At 65.6% G+C, this 15,902-nt stretch carries 14 protein-coding genes; 5 read left to right on the forward strand and 9 right to left on the reverse strand.

Going from position 1 to position 15,902, the window contains the following annotated elements:
- The first annotated feature begins 1 nt into the window (after position 1).
- Positions 2-1,549 (forward strand): citrate lyase subunit alpha, encoded by a 1,548-nt coding sequence (citF, locus tag KAR29_RS06020; RefSeq protein ID WP_274374709.1) that lies wholly within the window; start codon positions 2-4, stop codon positions 1,547-1,549.
- A gap of 209 nt (positions 1,550-1,758) precedes the next feature.
- Here the strand turns inward: citF and KAR29_RS06025 are convergent, their stop codons facing one another.
- Entirely contained in the window at positions 1,759-2,268 is a 510-nt protein-coding gene (locus KAR29_RS06025) for a COG2426 family protein (RefSeq protein WP_274374710.1), read from the reverse strand.
- 392 nt (positions 2,269-2,660) lie between these two features.
- On the opposite strand from KAR29_RS06025, the gene KAR29_RS06030 reads away from it, so the two are divergent.
- The 3 genes from KAR29_RS06030 to KAR29_RS06040 all read left to right on the forward strand — a co-directional run bounded on the left by KAR29_RS06030 (position 2,661) and on the right by KAR29_RS06040 (position 4,704).
- Positions 2,661-3,182, forward strand: a complete 522-nt coding sequence (locus KAR29_RS06030; RefSeq protein ID WP_274374711.1) for a cob(I)yrinic acid a,c-diamide adenosyltransferase — start codon at positions 2,661-2,663, stop codon at positions 3,180-3,182.
- 25 nt (positions 3,183-3,207) lie between these two features.
- Entirely contained in the window at positions 3,208-3,876 is a 669-nt protein-coding gene (locus KAR29_RS06035; RefSeq protein WP_274374712.1) for a GntR family transcriptional regulator, read from the forward strand.
- 72 nt (positions 3,877-3,948) lie between these two features.
- A complete protein-coding gene (locus KAR29_RS06040) occupies positions 3,949-4,704 on the forward strand; it encodes a YdcF family protein (protein WP_274374713.1) in 756 nt (251 codons plus the stop codon).
- Between the two features lie 170 nt (positions 4,705-4,874).
- On the opposite strand, the gene KAR29_RS06045 is transcribed toward KAR29_RS06040, so the two are convergent.
- Entirely contained in the window at positions 4,875-5,627 is a 753-nt protein-coding gene (locus KAR29_RS06045) for a hypothetical protein (RefSeq protein ID WP_274374714.1), read from the reverse strand.
- Positions 5,628-5,747: 120 nt separating this feature from the next.
- A complete protein-coding gene (locus tag KAR29_RS06050; RefSeq protein WP_274374715.1) occupies positions 5,748-7,196 on the reverse strand; it encodes an S-layer homology domain-containing protein in 1,449 nt (482 codons plus the stop codon).
- Positions 7,197-8,043: 847 nt separating this feature from the next.
- Between KAR29_RS06050 and KAR29_RS06055 the strand changes: the two genes are divergently transcribed.
- Positions 8,044-9,177: a glycosyltransferase gene (locus tag KAR29_RS06055; protein WP_274374716.1), complete on the forward strand. Its 1,134-nt coding sequence runs from the start codon at positions 8,044-8,046 to the stop codon at positions 9,175-9,177.
- On the opposite strand, the gene KAR29_RS06060 is transcribed toward KAR29_RS06055, so the two are convergent.
- From KAR29_RS06060 to rfbF, 6 genes are read right to left on the reverse strand one after another with little or no spacing between them, the layout of a single operon-like run.
- A complete protein-coding gene (locus KAR29_RS06060; protein WP_274374717.1) occupies positions 9,155-9,970 on the reverse strand; it encodes a glycosyltransferase family 2 protein in 816 nt (271 codons plus the stop codon). The genes KAR29_RS06055 and KAR29_RS06060 overlap by 23 nt on opposite strands.
- On the reverse strand, positions 9,971-11,698 hold the full coding sequence (locus KAR29_RS06065; RefSeq protein ID WP_274374718.1) for a thiamine pyrophosphate-binding protein: 1,728 nt from the start codon (positions 11,696-11,698) through the stop codon (positions 9,971-9,973).
- Positions 11,695-12,714 carry an NAD-dependent epimerase/dehydratase family protein gene (locus tag KAR29_RS06070; RefSeq protein ID WP_274374719.1) on the reverse strand — a complete coding sequence of 340 codons (1,020 nt, stop codon included), beginning with the start codon at positions 12,712-12,714 and terminating at the stop codon, positions 11,695-11,697. Before KAR29_RS06070 ends, KAR29_RS06065 begins: the two co-directional genes overlap by 4 nt.
- Positions 12,701-14,038: a lipopolysaccharide biosynthesis protein RfbH gene (gene rfbH, locus KAR29_RS06075; protein WP_274374720.1), complete on the reverse strand. Its 1,338-nt coding sequence runs from the start codon at positions 14,036-14,038 to the stop codon at positions 12,701-12,703. The genes KAR29_RS06070 and rfbH overlap by 14 nt, the downstream gene beginning before the upstream one ends.
- Positions 14,035-15,126 carry a CDP-glucose 4,6-dehydratase gene (rfbG, locus tag KAR29_RS06080; RefSeq protein ID WP_274374721.1) on the reverse strand — a complete coding sequence of 364 codons (1,092 nt, stop codon included), beginning with the start codon at positions 15,124-15,126 and terminating at the stop codon, positions 14,035-14,037. Before rfbG ends, rfbH begins: the two co-directional genes overlap by 4 nt.
- Complete coding sequence (gene rfbF / locus KAR29_RS06085; RefSeq protein WP_274374722.1) at positions 15,123-15,899, reverse strand: glucose-1-phosphate cytidylyltransferase; 777 nt, start codon at positions 15,897-15,899, stop codon at positions 15,123-15,125. The genes rfbG and rfbF overlap by 4 nt, the downstream gene beginning before the upstream one ends.
- Between the last annotated feature and the right edge of the window lie 3 nt (positions 15,900-15,902).

Genomic DNA, 15,902 nt, shown 5'->3' on the forward strand with positions numbered 1-15,902 from the left:
GATGGCGCTCAACAGAGCAGGACGGGACGTCCCGAGCCAGATCGACGGCTACGGCCCCGTCATCCCCTTCATGGGGCACGACGCCCGCAAACCCGAGGGCAACCGGGCCGGCGGGAAACTGAAGGCCACCTTCAACGACAGGACGGACAAGACCGTCAAAGACATCAAAGAGGCCATCAGGGCCTCGGGGCTCCGAAGCGGCATGACCGTCTCCTTCCATCACCACCTGCGCAACGGCGACTACGTCGTCAACCAGGTCATCGACGCCTGCGCCGAGATGGGCATCCGGGACCTGACGATCTTCCCCACGGCCCTCTTCGGCGTCCACAAGGCCCTCATCCCCCACATCAAAAGCGGCGTCATCAGCCGCATCATGGGCTCGGTCAACGGCCCCATCGGCCAGCTCGCCTCCGAAGGCGGCCTCCAGTCTCCCGTCGTCCTCCGCAGCCACGGCGGCCGTCCCCGGGCCGTCATCGCCGGCGACGTCAAAATCGACGTGGCCTTCATCGCCGCCCCCTCGGCGGACCGCTACGGCAACCTCTCGGGACGCCTGGGACGTTCGGCCTGCGGCTCTCTGGGCTACGCCGTCACCGACGCCGATGGAGCCGACTGCGTCGTCGCCGTCACCGACAACCTCATCCCCTTCCCCCTGACGCCGGTCTCGATCAACCAGACCAAGGTGGACTTCGTCGTCGTCGTCGACTCCATCGGCGACCCGGCGGGCATCGTCTCGGGGACGACGCAGGTCACCCGCGATCCCATGAGGCTCCTCATCGCCCACCACGCGGCGGCCCTCATCGAATCGAGCCCCTATTTCAAAGAGGGCCTCTCCTTCCAGACCGGAGCGGGCGGCATCTCCCTGGCCGTGGCCGCCTACGTCAGGGAAGTCATGAGAAAGAGGGCGATCAAGGGCAGCTTCGGCCTGGGCGGCATCACGAGCTTCTTCGTCGACATGCTCAACGAGGGCCTTTTCGAGCGTCTCATGGACGTCCAGTCCTTCGACCTCGTCGCCGTCAAATCCATTGCCGAGAACCTCAACCACGTCGAGATATCGGCCGACTGGTACGCCAACCCCTGGAACTCGGGAGCCGTCGTCAACATGCTCGACACGGTCGTGCTGGGAGCCACCGAGGTGGACCGCCACTTCAACGCCAACGTCAACACCGAAGCCGACGGAGCCCTTCTCCACGGCATCGGCGGCCATCAGGACACGGCCTCGGGAGCCAAGCTGACGATCATCACGACGCCCCTGCTGCGGGGCCGCATCCCCTGCGTCGTCGACGACGTCTACACCGTCACCACTCCGGGTTCGGTCGTCGACGCCATCGTCACCGAGTTCGGCGTCGCCATCAACCCTCTGAGGCAGGACCTCATCGACGCCGCCAAAGAGGCCGGAGACGTCCCCCTCGTCACCGTCGACGAACTGGCCGAAAGGGCCCGCAAAACGAGTGGCCCCATGGAGCCCGTGGCGACGAAGGACCGCATCATCGGCGTCGTCGAATGGCGCGACGGAAGCGTCATCGACGTCGTGCGCCAGCTCGACCGCTAGGGACCCCCTTTCGGGACGTCCCGACAAGAGGACAGAGGCGGCGGAGCCGGAAGGCTCCGCCGCCTCTGTCCTTACGCCTCTCCGCTCTTCGGACCTCGGCAGTCCTTCCGACCGCAGGGCCCCCCTCCGGCCCCCCTCGGGGCCGTTGGAGACAACGACAACGGCAGGAACGGCGTCGCTCGCTTACGGAAACGGCCCTTGGGGCAAAGCTACCCCCGGATCAGGGAGAAGAGGCCGTGGCTCAGGGCCATGACCAAGATTCCGGCCACGACGTTGCCCATGAAGACGGCGGGAAAGGCGAAGCGGAAGCGCATGCCGAAAAGCGCCGCCAGGAGGCTGCCCGTCCAGACGCCCGTCCCCGGCAGGGGAACGGCCACGAAAAGGAGCAGCCCCCAGGCCCCGTACCGCTCCAGTCTCCCTCCGTTTTTCAGCAGAGTCCTCTCCGTCAGCCTGTCGATGCGCGCCTTGAGAAAGGGCGTCCTCTTCAGCCAATTGAAGACGGGCACGACGGCCAAAAGAATGAAAGGCACGGGCATCGTGCTTCCCGCAAGGCTGATCAGCGCCGCTTCGAGAGGGGCCATTCCCAGCGAGATCCCCATGGGGATGGCCCCTCGAAGTTCGATGATCGGCAACGCCGCCGTCAGAAAGACGGCCCACTCGAGGGGGAAAAAACCGAAAAGCTCCCTGGCGAAAGACTCCATGCCCCTACGTTCCTCCATCTCCGATATCCATGATCCTCTTTCCGCGAAAGGCGGAAGAGGTCTCTCCTGCCCAGCCATTGTAGTGGGGCCAGCCCCGTCGAACAAGCCCGCTTGAGGCGACCCGAAGCCGCACCCGTCCACTCATCGCGTCTTTCGATCCGGAACAACCTTTCGCCTCTCCGGCCACCTCCTGCCGGATCGGCGAGGTTGCCACTCTTTTTGCCCGTGCAGGGGCCCGGCAATACCCCTCCCGACTCGCTATACGCCATACAAGGTTCCTTTTCGCCCCGCCGGGGAAACTTTAACTCTTTTTTCGGTTGTATCGGAAGCCTGTTTGCCGTATGCTTTACACAAAAAAAAACATTTCCGTTCCATCACCTTGAGAATCGTTTCGAGAGAGGGGAAAAACGATGAGCGACAAGGAGATCTGGATCACCACCCGCGGAGGCGACAGGGGAAAGACGAGCCTCGGCGACGGGACCCGCGTCGACAAGGACCATCCGAGAGTGGAACTCTACGGCACCATCGACGAATGCCAGGCCGCCCTGGGACTGGCCCGGGCCACGGCCTGCGCGCCTGAGCTCGCCGAAAGCATTCTCGAACTGGAGACGGACCTCTACGGCGTCATGGGCTATCTGGCCCTCTACCCCGGCCAGAAGGAGCCCGACGCGGAAAAGCTGGACGCCATCGTCCTCAAGGTCAAAAATATCGTCGGCACCCGGTTCCAGTTCGTCCGGCCCGGCGACAGCCCCTCCGGTGCGGCCCTCCACATGGCCCGCACCGTCGCCCGCCGGGCCGAACGGGCAGCCGTGGCACTCTTCCGGACGGAAGAGCTGGACGAAAGGGCCTACGCCTACATCAATCGCCTCTCCGACGCCATCTACGCCCTCTCCCTCTGGACCGATCACGTCTGTCGGGCCGGCGGGAACTGACGCGCGGCAAGGAGGAACGACAGAAATGGACAGCCCCCTCTCACCGGCCCGGAACACCGACCTGAGACAGATCGTCTACGAAAAAATCAAGGAAGCCATCGTCAACGGCATCATCCCGCCGGGACAGCGCCTCAGCGAGGTCGAGCTGGCCGATCAGCTCGCCGTCTCCCGCACTCCCGTCCGTGAGGCCATCCGTCAACTCGCCCAGACGGGGCTGGTCGTCCTCATCCCCCGCCGCGGAGCCTATGTGGCCCTTCCCACCGTTCAGGACGCCCTCGACCTCTACGAGCTGCGCTCGGGACTGGAACTGATCGCCATGGAGCGGGCCTGCAAGAACCCCCCGCTGGAAGAACTTCAGGCCTGCCTGTCCATCTTCAGGAATGCCACCGACGCCATTCCCGTCACCGTCTTTCTCGAAGGGGACCGCCGTTTCCACGCCGCCATCAGCGCCGCCTCGCACAACCGATACCTCCAGGAAGTCCTGGAGAACATCTCCGACCAGATCAACCTCTGCCGTCACTACTCCGTCGTGAAACTGCCCCTCGGCACCTCCTCTCTGGAGCATGTGACCATCATCGAGGCCATGATGGCCGGCGACAGGGACAAGGCCGTCGCCACCCTGAGAGATCACCTGGCCCGTGCGCGGGACGCCCTCGTCGAGGTCCTGCGCCTCCACGACAGCGAAAGGGCCTGAAAAGGAACGGGGCGCGACGTCGCCGCGACGCCGCGCCTGTCCCGACAAAGCCCCACAGAGAAAGGAAAACCGATGACCTTCTTCCTTTACAAGCTCGCAGGAAGTTTCGCCACCCCCCCGGGCCTCATCGTCGCCCTTCTTCTCCTCTGCGCCCTCATGGCCTTCCGAAGGCCGCGGAAACCGCTCCTGGGGTCATCCCTGCTCCTCCTCACGACCTTGCTCTACCTGCTCTCGGCTCCCGCATCGAGCCGCCGTCTCCTCGCGCCTCTGGAGGACGTCGAATCCACCCTGCCCGAGGCGGGACATCGTGCCGCCATCGTCGTCCTCGCCGCAGGCGTCTGGGAGGGAGCCGACGGAGAGCGGGAACTCAAACCCCACACCCTCCAACGCCTCGTCGGAGCCTGGGAGCTGGCTCGAAACCGGAGCTGGCCCATCATCCTCTCCGGAGGCTCCCTCCGCGGAGGGGACGAAACCTTGGCCGAAGCCATGGCCCGGCGACTGATCCTATGGGGCTTCCAAGGTCCCCTCGTCCTCGAAGGCCGATCTCGGACCACCTGGGAAAACCTGGCCCGATCGGCGCCTCTGCTCGCGGCGGAGGCGATCACCGACGTCGTCGTCGTCACCCATGCCTACCATATGAGACGAGCTCTCCTCAGCGCCGGGAAAGCCCTTCCCGGCCTGACCCTCCACGCCTGGCCCGTGGGACGCCTGGCCGACGGGAGGACCCCTACGGCCCTCGACCTGCTTCCCGACGGGAGCGCCCTTTTTCAGTCCTGCCTCGCCCTCCGGGAATGGCTGGGGCTGATGGCCTACCGTCTCTACCTTTGAAAGAGGGCTCGCCGAAGGATCGCTCATCCCTCTCTTTCTTCGGACATGACGACCGGGTAAAGGCGACAGAACAGGTGCCAGTGATTCCCTCCGGGGAATGGACAGGCGTAAAGGCGGAGGGGAGCCCAGGGGCTCCCCTCCGCCTTTACGCCTCCGCGACGAGTGCGGGATTACTGCTTCTGAAGCTCTTCGATGCGGGCCGAGATCTCGCGGATCTCCTGCTCGATCTCAACCAGCTTGGCCTGGAGCTCGCCCTTTTCGCCCGAGAGCTTCTCGACACGCTTCAGAAGGCGGTCGAGCTCCAGGCGGGCCATGGCCTTGCCCTGATAAAGGGCCTGAGGATCGTCCTTGTAGATGTCCCATACGAAGGTAACCTTCCGCCTCCCGTCGGCGGCGGGAATGGCACCGCCGTCGAGTTCCAGCCGGAGGGTGTTGACGCCCTCGAGTAGATCCTTGCCCTTGTCGTCGTAGCGGGGAAAATAGACATAGCCGTCGAACTTGCCGTTGAGCTTGAAGTTGAAGCGTCTGTCGAAGTCGACGGGCTCGTAGGATTTCTTGCCGATCCAGAGCTTGATCTGCTTGTCGAAGGGAGCCATGCGGAGGGCCGAGCCGCGGTTGTCGAAGGAGAGGTGGATGGCTACCTGCTCCTGGAGATTGAGCGTGCTCAGCAGCTGATAGCGGTAGCGGTCCGTCTCGTCGGCCGTCCAGAGATTCTTGTCGGCCTCGCTCTGGATGAGGGCCTCGACGTACTGGGCCGAGCAATAGACGGCCGTGATGTCGGTAAAGTTGCCGTAAGAGGCATCTGCCACGTTCTGGATCCGTCCCCACTGCTTGACGGCCGCCTCAAAAGGAGTGGCCCCCCAGGCGGGCAGGGCGAAAAGGCAGAGAATGGAAAGAGTCAGGGCTGTCGCGGTTCGTCTCATGGCGTCGTGCCTCCTGTTCGTTCTTGTCAGAGCGTCGCCATTATACCCCAGAGGGGAAGGAGAAAGCCACAAAAAAGGGAGAGCCCGAAGGCTCTCCCTTTTTATGCTCCTTGGATCGGCTTAGAACTTGACGTGGGTGCGGAAGCGAACGACATGGTCGTCGCCCGTCCGGGTGCCGGCGAGGGTGCTGTCGCCCCAGTCAACATCATCGTAGGAGAGCTCGAACATGACAGCCGGCGTGTGCTGGTAGCGGACGCCGAAGGTCCAGTTCTTGGCGTCGTCGACGCCGGTGGTGTCGTACTCGGCCTGGAGGTAACGCTCGAAGGTGGTCCACTTGTCGTTCCACTTCTGGGTGAGGTAGGCGAAGAGGATATCGGTCTCATCCCAGTTGCGGTTGATAAGCACGGAAGCACCGTAGGCGTCGTAGGCGAACGCGTCGCCGGCGTTGTTGGCGTTCCACACGTTGAAGCCCTCATCGAGCTTGGCGTATTCGAGCCAGAGGCTGGTGAAGCCGAAGGCCTCCTGCTTCACGTCGACGATGGCCTTGAAAGCCTTGGGACTGTCCTCGTTGGCACGGTAGGCCGTGTCGAGGTCCTCAACGAAGTAGGCGCCCTTGAAGGCGATGTTGGGGTTGAAGTTGAAGGCGAAGTCGGCCCAGTAGACGGACTCGTCCTGGTTCAGACCCAGGCCGTTGGGATCGTCGTAGCTCTTGGCCAGGCCCTGGAGGGCGAAGCGGAACTGCTCGTTGAAGTTGAAGTTGGCCCGCAGACCGTAGAGCATGTAGTCGCCGTCGCCGACGAGGCGGTCGTCGTTGTGGGCGACGATGGCCTGGACGTCAGCCATGCCAAAGTCCTTGGCGAACCAGAAGCCCTTGACGGTGATATCGGTGAACCAGGCATCCTCGTCGACATAGAGACCGGACTCGTCTTCCCAGTCGAAGAGCCACTGGCCGGCCGTCATGGTGATGTCGTAGCCGAGCTTCATCTCGACGTAGTAGCGCTGCCAGCTGAGGTTGCCGCTGGAGTTGCCGATACGGGCGACGAACTTGGTGTTGTCGTCGATCTGCTTGCTGATCCACAGACGGTAGCGGTTGAGGTCGAACTCGGTGTCGCCCTTCAGCGTGTACTCGTCATCATACTGACCGGACTCGCCGGCCCACTTGGCATCGAAGCGGAACTCGCCCCAGAGCTTCCATCCGCCGAGGTTGTCCTCGAGGACGGCGACGCGGCTGTCGAGCTCGTCGACCTTCACGCCGAGGGCATCGAGCTCGTCCTTGAACTCGACGACGAGCTTCTTGAGCATCTCCACATCCTGCTTGCTGGCCTTGTCCATGTCGACGACGGCCAGGGCGCGGGCCACGAGGGTGGCGAGCTCGTAGCGGGTCATGGGCTGGTTGCCCTTGAAGGTGCCGTCGGGGTAACCGGTGATGACGCCGTGGGAGGTGAGCTGGCTGACGGCATCATAGGCCCAATGATTCATGGGAACATCCATGAACGGATTGGCGGCAAGAGCGGGAGCGGCGAAGGCCACGAGAACGGCCACGGCCACCAGAGCAAAGAACTTTTTCATTCGTGTGCAACCCCCTTGAGTTGTGTTTTTATCTGCGGCCGAAGGGGCCTCGGTCGAGAGGGGGGATGACGGCGAAGTTTCCTCGTTTCCTTTCCGCATCGTCCCATCGCGCCTCGTGCACCTCTTCGGTCCGTCTTCGCCGCCCGCTACCTCGTACTGGCTGGGGGTTGTCGCACCTCCTTTCCTGCCGTCGGAGATCATCACGGGCTTGGAAGCCTTGAAAAGCATCGTTGTTTCGGGGTCCTGATTGTCATGATCCGGTAATTCTACTGAGAGCGTACCGCTTCCTGAAGATCCTACCTCATCGGTAGGCCCGAGCCAATGGGACTTCAGGCTCATTTCACTGCCGACAAGGGATGTTCAATCGTCATCGTCAAAAAGGGAGCCCCCCGCTGACCGGGAATTGCCCCGATACCGTCGTCTTTACATGAAGGGTTTCGGCCGAAAAGCGTCCCGAAGCTCTCGGAACTCCCCGTCCTGCCTGCGCCAAGAGGGTTTTGACCTGGGACTGCGGACATCCTTGCCGCAGTCGGGACAGGGCCACTGTCCCGACCGACCTCCGGCAGTGACGTCGACGGCAAGACCGGGGAACGTGAACCCGCCCCTCACGGGGCGGTAGCCCCATCGGTTCGTGTTCCCGGCAAGGGGCCAAGCCCCTTCGGAGACTTCGCGAAAGGCCTCGCTGGCAGGCCTCTTCTCCTTCCGATTCGGCGGAGACACCACAAAAGAGGCCGCGCCGTTCCTTGCGGAAGGAAAAGGGCGCTGTAGCCGGCGGAGACCGGCCTTTCCGGGGCGCGCCACAGGAAGAGACTGCACGATGTCCGGGCTTTTATGCTAGCATGAGCCCATGTTTTCGGAGGTGATCGCCATCGAAAAGGTCATGCCGACGAAAAAGTTCCGTCTTCTCTTCTGTTCCGACGCCCTTCTCGTCGACGGCGTCACGTCCTACATCCTCCACGTGGGGACGGCCCTGTCCCGGGCGGGCCACGACGTGGCCGTTCTGGGGCGCTGGGCCGGTCAGGGATTTCAGCGCCGCTACCGTGGCGAGGGGATGACCGTCTTTTCCTGTCCCTCGCCGACGGTGGGCAACGCCTGGTTCGACGCCAAGGCCAGGGCCTTCGATCCCGACGTCATCCTCACCGATTCGCGCCGATCCTTCCCCCTGGCGACGCGGCTCAAGAAGGTGACGGGCAGGCCCGTCGTCACCTACTTCCTCGACCACCTGGAGAAGACGGACCGGCCCGGAAGGGACATCGCCTCCCTCGTCCGATGGAGCGACGCCTGGGCCGTGGCCGAGGAGCCGATCCGGCGCTCCCTCGTCGAGGCCGCGCCAGGCTTTCCCATCTTCCGATTGCCCCGCCCTCTCGACGTGGCCGTCGCAGCCGCCCCTCTCCCGGAGCGCGACCCCTTCCGCATCGTCTTCTTCGGCCGTCTCAGCGGCTACAAGACGCCGGGGATGTTCCACCTTCTCGATCGCATCGGGGACCTCGACAGGGCCATCCCCGGCTTCGAGATCGCCGTCGTCGGCGGCGGCGGCTGGCGCCTCCTCCGCTTCCGGGCCCTGGCGGCGAAGATCAACCGCCGTCTGGGCCGCCGCGCCGTCGTCGTCGCCGGGACTCAGATCGATCCCAGGCCCTGGCTGGCCAAGGCCTGTCTCGTCTGCGGCGGCTCCACGTCGGCCATCGAGGCGGCCCTCTCGAAACGTCCCGTCGTCTGCTTCACCGGCTACTGGTTCGGTCAGGTGACGGGCGACAGCGTCGACGAGGCCCTGGCCTGCTATTTCGGCGAGCGAGGCGGCAGAGGGCATTTCAGCGATCCGGCCCTGTTCGACCGTATCGTGCCCGAGATCGTCGGCGTCCACGAGAGGTACGACCGGCTCCCGGCCGACCTGGAGACGATCGCCTCCCGTCTTTCGCCCCATTTCGACTCGTCCGAGACGATACGGTCTTTTTCCGCCCTTATGGACGCCCTCTCCTCCTGAGCCTCTTCCACAGCCGCGAGAGACGGCGACGGGCCAGATAGGCGGCGACGGCAAACTTCAGCTCCGGAAACTCACGGGCCCTCTCGCGGTAGTAGCCCTCCAGCAGGAGCCAGTCCCGTTCCCGGAAGGACGACGAGTCCTGTCCCCCGTGGACGCGGTACTCCCAGAGGACCTCGTTGACGTAGGCCAGAGCTCCCGTCCGGGCCATCTCCGTCAGGAGGACGACGTCGACGAGCTGGCCGAAATCGGCCCGGACCGTGGCCCGGGCCGCCGCCTGAGAGCGGTAGACGACGGAGGGGAAGGCCATGAAGGTCTTCGTATAAAGGCGCACCATGGCGGGCAGGTCGGGAAAAATCTCCCGGTCTTCCCGCCTTTTCGGGTTGTGAAGACACCCACTCATCCGCCGCCCCTCCCCGTCGATCTCCCAGGCGTTGCAGGCGACGGCGACGACGCAAGGGTTTTGGGCGAGGAAGGCCGTCTGGCGCTCCAGGAAGGAGGGGCAGAGGCGGTCGTCGTCGTGCATGACGTAGAGACAGTCGCTGCCCTCGCCGCCCTGGGAGAAGGCTCGGGCCAGGTTCCAGTGGACGCCCCGGTTCGTCTCCGAGCCCCGCCACAGGACCTGTCCCGATTCGATCCAGGGCCGGACGGCCTCGGCGACGGATTCGTCGCTGCCGTTATCGAAGACGAAGACCTTCCGGGGAACCTTGATCTGGTCGAAGAGAGAGGCGACGGCCTCCCTGAGGTAAGCGCCTCGGTTGCAGGAAAGGATGGCCACGTTGACGGACAGGTCCATTCAAAGTCCCTCCCGGGGGTCGTCTTTTCTGGGATCCATGCGGTTCAGCCCCTGACCGAAGGCCATTTTGGGAAAGGTGGCGGCCTGGGGGGGGATGGCGGCGACGAGAAGGGCCGGTCGGTCCCGGTCGGCCCAGAGCCACTTCAGGGCCTCGTCGAGCCGGACCTCGTCGCGGACGGTGCGGGAAGGGATGCCGTAGGCCCGTCCGATGGCCTCGAAGTCGGGAGCGTCGTAGCCCCAGACCGTGCCGGGATAGCGGCCCTCGAAATAGGCCTCCTGGAACTGGCGGACCATGCCGAGGGAGCGGTTGTCGAAGATCACGATCTTGAGGGGAAGGCCGTTGCGGACCACCGTCTGGAGCTCCTGGATGTTGCACTGGAAGCCCCCGTCGCCGGCAAGAACCATCATGGGCGCCTGGGCGGCGATGCCGGCTCCGATGGCGGCGGGCAGGGCATATCCCATGGCCCCCATCCCTCCCGAGGAGAGGAAGGGACGTCCCTCGACGGCCAGGGACTGGGCGGCCCACATCTGATGGGCTCCGACGTCGGTGACGAACCCCGCGGCGGGACCCGAAGAGGCCAGACGGGCCATGAGGCGGTTGGGGTGGATCCCCTCGGGAAGTTCCAGCTCCTCCGTATCGGGCCAGAGTTCGCGCATGCGGTCGATGCGTTCCAGCCATCGCGGCCAGCCCCGGACCGGTCCCAGTCCTTCGAGAAGGGCCGGGACGACGTCCCTCAGGTCGGCGACGAGGCCTTCCGTGGGGCGGACCCGTCCGCCCAGCTCGTTCCCGTCGATATCGACCTGGAAGATCTTCTTGCCTTTCTCGAAAGCGGCCACGTCGACGCCCGTCTGCCTGATGTCGAGGCGGCTGCCGAAGACGACGAGAAGGTCGGCCTCGCTCAGGGCCCGATTGGCCCAGCGGTTGCCGTAGGTCCCGATCATTCCCGAGGCCAGGTCTCCGCATCCTTCGAGAAGGCCCTTGCCCATGAGGGACCAGACGGCGGGCAGGCGGAGACGCCGGACCAGTTCCGACAGGCTCCGGGCCGTTCCGGAACGGGCCACGCCGTTGCCGACGAGCAGGAGGGGACGCTCCGAGGCGTCCAGGGCCCTTCCGAGAGAGGACAGAAAGAGGGAGAGGGTCTTTCCGTCGACGGAACTCTTCTGCGGTTTTGCCTCGTCCTCGCCTCCGAGGGGCGGGCGCCTGTCGTCGATCTCCTGGCGCTGCAGATTCATGGGCAGATCGAGGAGGACCGGTCCCGGCCTTCCTTTCGAGGCCAGATCGAAGGCCCACCGGAAGAGCTCGGGGATCTCCTCGGCCGAGGCGGCCTGTCGGGCTCCCTTCGTCACGGGAGTGGCCATGGCGACGATATCGGTCTCCTGGAAGCCCAGCTGACGCAGGGGACGTCCGCGGCTCGACTCGTCGGTATTGACCTGTCCCGTGATGAAGACGGCGGGAATGGAGTCGAAAAAGGCCGTGGCCACCCCTGTCAGGAGGTTCACCGCTCCGGGTCCGCTCGTGGCCAGGGCCACTCCGGGGAGCCCCTTCACCTGAGCCCAGCCGCAGGCGGCCAGGGCGGCGGCCTGTTCGTGGTGCATCGTCACGATCCGGCTTCTGCCGCAGCGGTAGAGGGAATCGACGAGGTGCGTCGTCATGCCGCCTATCAGTTCGAAGACGACGTCGACGCCCCTTTCGGCCAGGAAGTGGGCGATCCAGTCGCTGCTTTTCACGGGAAGGTCCCTCCGTTCCAGATCCGCATCCGCTCGACGGACGTTTCGAAATCGACGGTGGGCCTCAGTCCCAGCTCCCTCTCGGCCCGCTCCGTCGAGGGGACGTAGCGCAGAGCCCCGTCGGGACCGCCCTCGACGACGACTTCGCAGCGCAAAAGGCCGGCGACGCGTCGGGCCGCCTCGATCAGACGGAGAGGAAGAGGCGACCCCACGTTGTAGCAGCGCCCCTTCCGGCCACGCAGGAGAAGGGTCAGGAGCCAAAAGGCCATGTCGGCGCCGTCGAGATAGGAACGGACAGGCTCTCCCGTCCCCCTGACGCGGATCGGCCCTCCGGCCAGGCCGTCGCCGACGAACTGGCCCAGGGCGAAACGTCCGCCGAGGGGGAGAAAGGGACCGGAGAAGGCGAAGGCCCTGGCGACGACGACTTCCGTCGGCGTCGCAGCCGTCCTGGTCAGGGCCACCGTCTCGGCCCAGCGCTTGGCGTTGCCGTAGAAATCGCTTCCGCAGCTGTCGGGCGCCCCTGGAAAGGATTCTTCGATTCCGGGACAGTCCGCCGGCTGAGGGCCGTAGACGGCGCCGGAGCTGACGAAGACCATCCGCTCCGACCCCGTCGCAGCGCCCCGAGAGGCCACGCGGTCGACGCTCCTGACAAGGATCGCTTCGAGGGAGGCCCGGTCCCCTCCGACGGAAACGTCGCCGGCGGCGTGGACGATCAGGTCGGCTCGGGGCAGGGGGGACGAGGGATCGGTCAGGTCACAGACAACCGCCTCCAGAGGCGAGAGATCCAGATAGCCTTCGAGTCTCTCCCTCAGCCGCTCGGGACGTCGGGCCAAAGCAAGAAGCCGCAGCGGGACTCCCCTCTCGGCCAAGCGCAGCAGAAGGGCCGAGACCCAGGTCCCGACGAAGCCCGACGCGCCCGTGACGAGGACCGTCCGGCCCCGGAGTTCCGAAAGAAGGGCCTCTCCGTCGTCGACGATCGGGTCGATCCAGGTCCGTAGAAGGTCAGGCCGAGACACAGAGCGACTCCAGGGCCTCGACGATGGACGTCATTCGCGTCCCGTCCAGGCCGGGGTAGACGCCGATCCAGAAGGTGTCTTTCATGATCCGGTCCGTCGTCGCCAGATCGCCGACGACGCGGTAGCCCTGGCCGGAGGCCCGCATGGCGTCGAAGCAGGGATGTCGGAGCAGGTTGCCGGCAAAGAGCATGCGCGTCTGGATGCCCTTCGCTTCGAGATGGGCCACGGCCCCGTCACGGCTGAAGGGCGCTTCGGGTCGGACCGTGAGCAGGAAGCCGAACCAGCTCGGATCGGTCCCCTCCGTCGCCTCGGGAAGGATGAAAAAGTCCTCCCATGGCTTCAGGGCCTCCCGGAGGATCTTCCAGTTCCGGCGCCGGGCCTCGACGAAGGCGGGGACCTTCCTGAGTTGGGCCACTCCGATGGCGGCCTGGAGGTCGGTGGCCTTCAGGTTGTAGCCGAAGTGGGAGTAGACGTATTTGTGGTCGTACCCGCGAGGCAGGGTGCCGAACTGGCCCGAGAAACGGCAGCCGCAGAGGTCGTCCGTGCCCGAGGGACAGCGGCAGTCCCGTCCCCAGTCTCTCAGGGAAAGGACGACGCGGTGGAGGGCTTCGTCGCTGTCGCAGACGGCTCCTCCCTCGCCGGTGGTCATGTGATGGGGCGGGTAGAAGCTCGACGTGGCCAGGTGGCCCAGGCTGCCCGTGAGGCGCCAGGCGCCTCGGAAGAGGACGCGGGAACCGAGGGCGTCACAGTTGTCTTCGATGAGCCAGAGGCCGTGGCGGTCGCAGAAGGTTCGGACGGCCTCCACGTCGAAGGGGTTGCCCAGGGTGTGGGCCAGGAAGACGGCTTTGGTCCGGTCCGAGAGGGCTTCGTCGAGGGCGCCCGCGTCGACGTTGTACGTCGGCAGCGTCACGTCGACGAAGACGGGGACGGCGCCGAACTGGACGAGGGGAGCCACCGTCGTCGGGAAGGCGGCGGCGACGGTGATGACTTCGTCGCCGCGCCCTATGGCCCGATCCCCCAGAGTCGGCGACGTGAGGGCCATGAAGGCCAGGAGGTTGGCCGACGAGCCCGAGTTGACGAAGGCACAGCGCTCGACGCCCAGATAGCGGGCGAAATCGGCCTCGAAGGTCGCGCTCCACGGGCCCGACGTGAGCCAGAAGTCGAGACAGGCCTCGGCGAGGGCCTTCATTTCCTCCCCGTCGAAGACGCGGCCGCCGTAGGCGACGCGTTCCCCCTCGCGGCGGGGCTTGGGCCGATGGACTTCGTCGTAGTAGGCGCCGACGAGGTCGAGAATCTGGGCTTTCAGTTCCTCTTTGCGGCTCATGAGACCCTCTTCCCCCTTTCGTAGTCGGCGATCTGCGTCAGGCAGAGCGCCTGAAGGTCTTCGCCTCTCAGGTAGGCCCTGTGCCAGTCGACGGTCCGCCGCAGGGCTTCCACGAGGTTCCAGCGAGGCCTCCAGCCCAGTCCGCTGCGGGCTTTGGCGCAGTCCAGCCGCAGGTAGGCCGCCTCGTGGAGGCCGTCGCCGCAGGAGGAACGGTCGTAACGGCCCTCCCCCCACAGGGCGCAGAGACCTTCGACGAGACGCTCCACGGGCCAGTCGTCGCCCTCGGCGGGACCGAAGTTCCAGGCCTCTCCCCGGTCCGGTCCCTCCTCGACGAGGCGTCTGCCCAGGAGAAGGTAGCCCGACAGGGGCTCGAGGACGTGCTGCCAGGGCCGGATCGAGGCGGGGTTGCGGATCGACACGGGCCGCCCCTCGGCCAGGGCCTTGAGGCAGTCGGGGACGAGGCGGTCCGACGCCCAGTCGCCGCCGCCGATGACGTTGCCCGCACGGGCCGTGGCGACGGCGACGCCATGGTCCCCGTACCGCTCGGGCGGGAAGAAGGAGCGCCGGTAGGCGGCCGTCACCAGTTCGGCGCAGGCCTTGCTGCTCGAATAGGGGTCATGGCCGCCGAGAGGTTCCTCCTCGCGGTAGCCCCAGCACCACTCGCGGTTCTCGTAACACTTGTCCGTCGTGACGACGACGACGGAGCGGAGCGAAGGGAGGCTCCTGGCCGCCTCGAGGACCTTGGCCGTGCCCAGGACGTTGGTCGCGTAGGTCTCGACGGGAAGACGGTAGGAGTCGCGCACGAGAGGCTGGGCGGCCAGGTGGAAGAGGACCGAGGCCTCCGATCGGACCAAAGCCGACCGGAGACGATCCAGGTCGGCGATGTCGCCCGTCGTCGACGAGGCCAGCCGGTCCGCGACGCGGGCCGTCCCGAAGAGGCTGGGCTCCGTCGGCGTCGCCAGGGCATAGCCGTGGACCCGGGCCCCCAGCGAGGCCAGCCAGAGCGAGAGCCAGCCTCCCTTGAAGCCCGTGTGTCCCGTCACGAAGACGGAACGTCCCTCCCAGAAAACCCTGTCGGAGGGCGTCACGGCCAGACCTTCCAGGGCGCGTCGCCTCGCTGCCAGAGGTCTTCGAGGCCCATCTTGTCCCGCAGGGTGTCCATGGGCTGCCAGAAACCTCCATGACGGTAGGCCGCGAGCTGGCCTGATCGGGCGACCCGTTCGAGCGGCTCTCTTTCGAGAACGGTCCCGTCTCCGTCGAGGGTGTCGAAAAAGGCCGGCTCGAAGACGAAAAAACCTCCGTTGATCCAGCTTCCGTCGCCTTTGGGCTTTTCCCGGAAGCCCCGAACGATCCCCGCGTCGTCCATGTCGAGGGCGCCGAAGCGCCCCGCCGGCTGGATGGCCGTCACCGTGGCCATCTTGCCGTGGGAGCGGTGGAAGGCGACGAGCCTGTCGATGGGAACGTCGCTCACGCCGTCGCCGTAGGTGAGCATGAAGGGCGCCGAACCCACGTAGGGCCTGATCCGCCTCACCCGTCCCCCCGTCATCGTGTCGAGCCCCGTGTCGACGAGAGTCACTTTCCAGGGCTCGGCGGCGTTGGAGTGGACCGTCAGCCTGTTGCCGTCGCGGAAGTCGAAGGTCACGTCCGACATGTGGAGGTAGTAGTTGGCGAAGAACTCCTTGATCACCTGTCCCTTGTAGCCCAGGCAGACGATGAAGTCGTCGAAGCCGTAGTGGGAGTAGATCTTCATGATGTGCCAGAGGATGGGGCGACCGCCGATCTCGATCATCGGCTTGGGCTTGAGGTGGGACTCCTCGCTGATCCGGGTTCCGTAGCCCCCGGCCAGTATGACGACCTTCATGGC

Origin of the sequence: Aminithiophilus ramosus, from assembly GCF_018069705.1 — a bacterium.
GTDB classification, from domain to species: Bacteria; Synergistota; Synergistia; order Synergistales; family Aminithiophilaceae; genus Aminithiophilus; species Aminithiophilus ramosus.

Excerpts from the sequence above, each read along its gene's own strand:
- citF (WP_274374709.1), top strand. The coding sequence starts at position 2 with ATGGCGCTCAACAGAGCAGGACGGGACGTCCCGAGCCAGATCGACGGC.
- KAR29_RS06025 (WP_274374710.1), bottom strand. The coding sequence starts at position 2,268 with ATGGAGGAACGTAGGGGCATGGAGTCTTTCGCCAGGGAGCTTTTCGGT.
- KAR29_RS06030 (WP_274374711.1), top strand. The coding sequence starts at position 2,661 with ATGAGCGACAAGGAGATCTGGATCACCACCCGCGGAGGCGACAGGGGA.
- KAR29_RS06035 (WP_274374712.1), top strand. The coding sequence starts at position 3,208 with ATGGACAGCCCCCTCTCACCGGCCCGGAACACCGACCTGAGACAGATC.
- KAR29_RS06040 (WP_274374713.1), top strand. The coding sequence starts at position 3,949 with ATGACCTTCTTCCTTTACAAGCTCGCAGGAAGTTTCGCCACCCCCCCG.
- KAR29_RS06045 (WP_274374714.1), bottom strand. The coding sequence starts at position 5,627 with ATGAGACGAACCGCGACAGCCCTGACTCTTTCCATTCTCTGCCTTTTC.
- KAR29_RS06050 (WP_274374715.1), bottom strand. The coding sequence starts at position 7,196 with ATGAAAAAGTTCTTTGCTCTGGTGGCCGTGGCCGTTCTCGTGGCCTTC.
- KAR29_RS06055 (WP_274374716.1), top strand. The coding sequence starts at position 8,044 with ATGTTTTCGGAGGTGATCGCCATCGAAAAGGTCATGCCGACGAAAAAG.
- KAR29_RS06060 (WP_274374717.1), bottom strand. The coding sequence starts at position 9,970 with ATGGACCTGTCCGTCAACGTGGCCATCCTTTCCTGCAACCGAGGCGCT.
- rfbH (WP_274374720.1), bottom strand. The coding sequence starts at position 14,038 with ATGAGCCGCAAAGAGGAACTGAAAGCCCAGATTCTCGACCTCGTCGGC.
- rfbF (WP_274374722.1), bottom strand. The coding sequence starts at position 15,899 with ATGAAGGTCGTCATACTGGCCGGGGGCTACGGAACCCGGATCAGCGAG.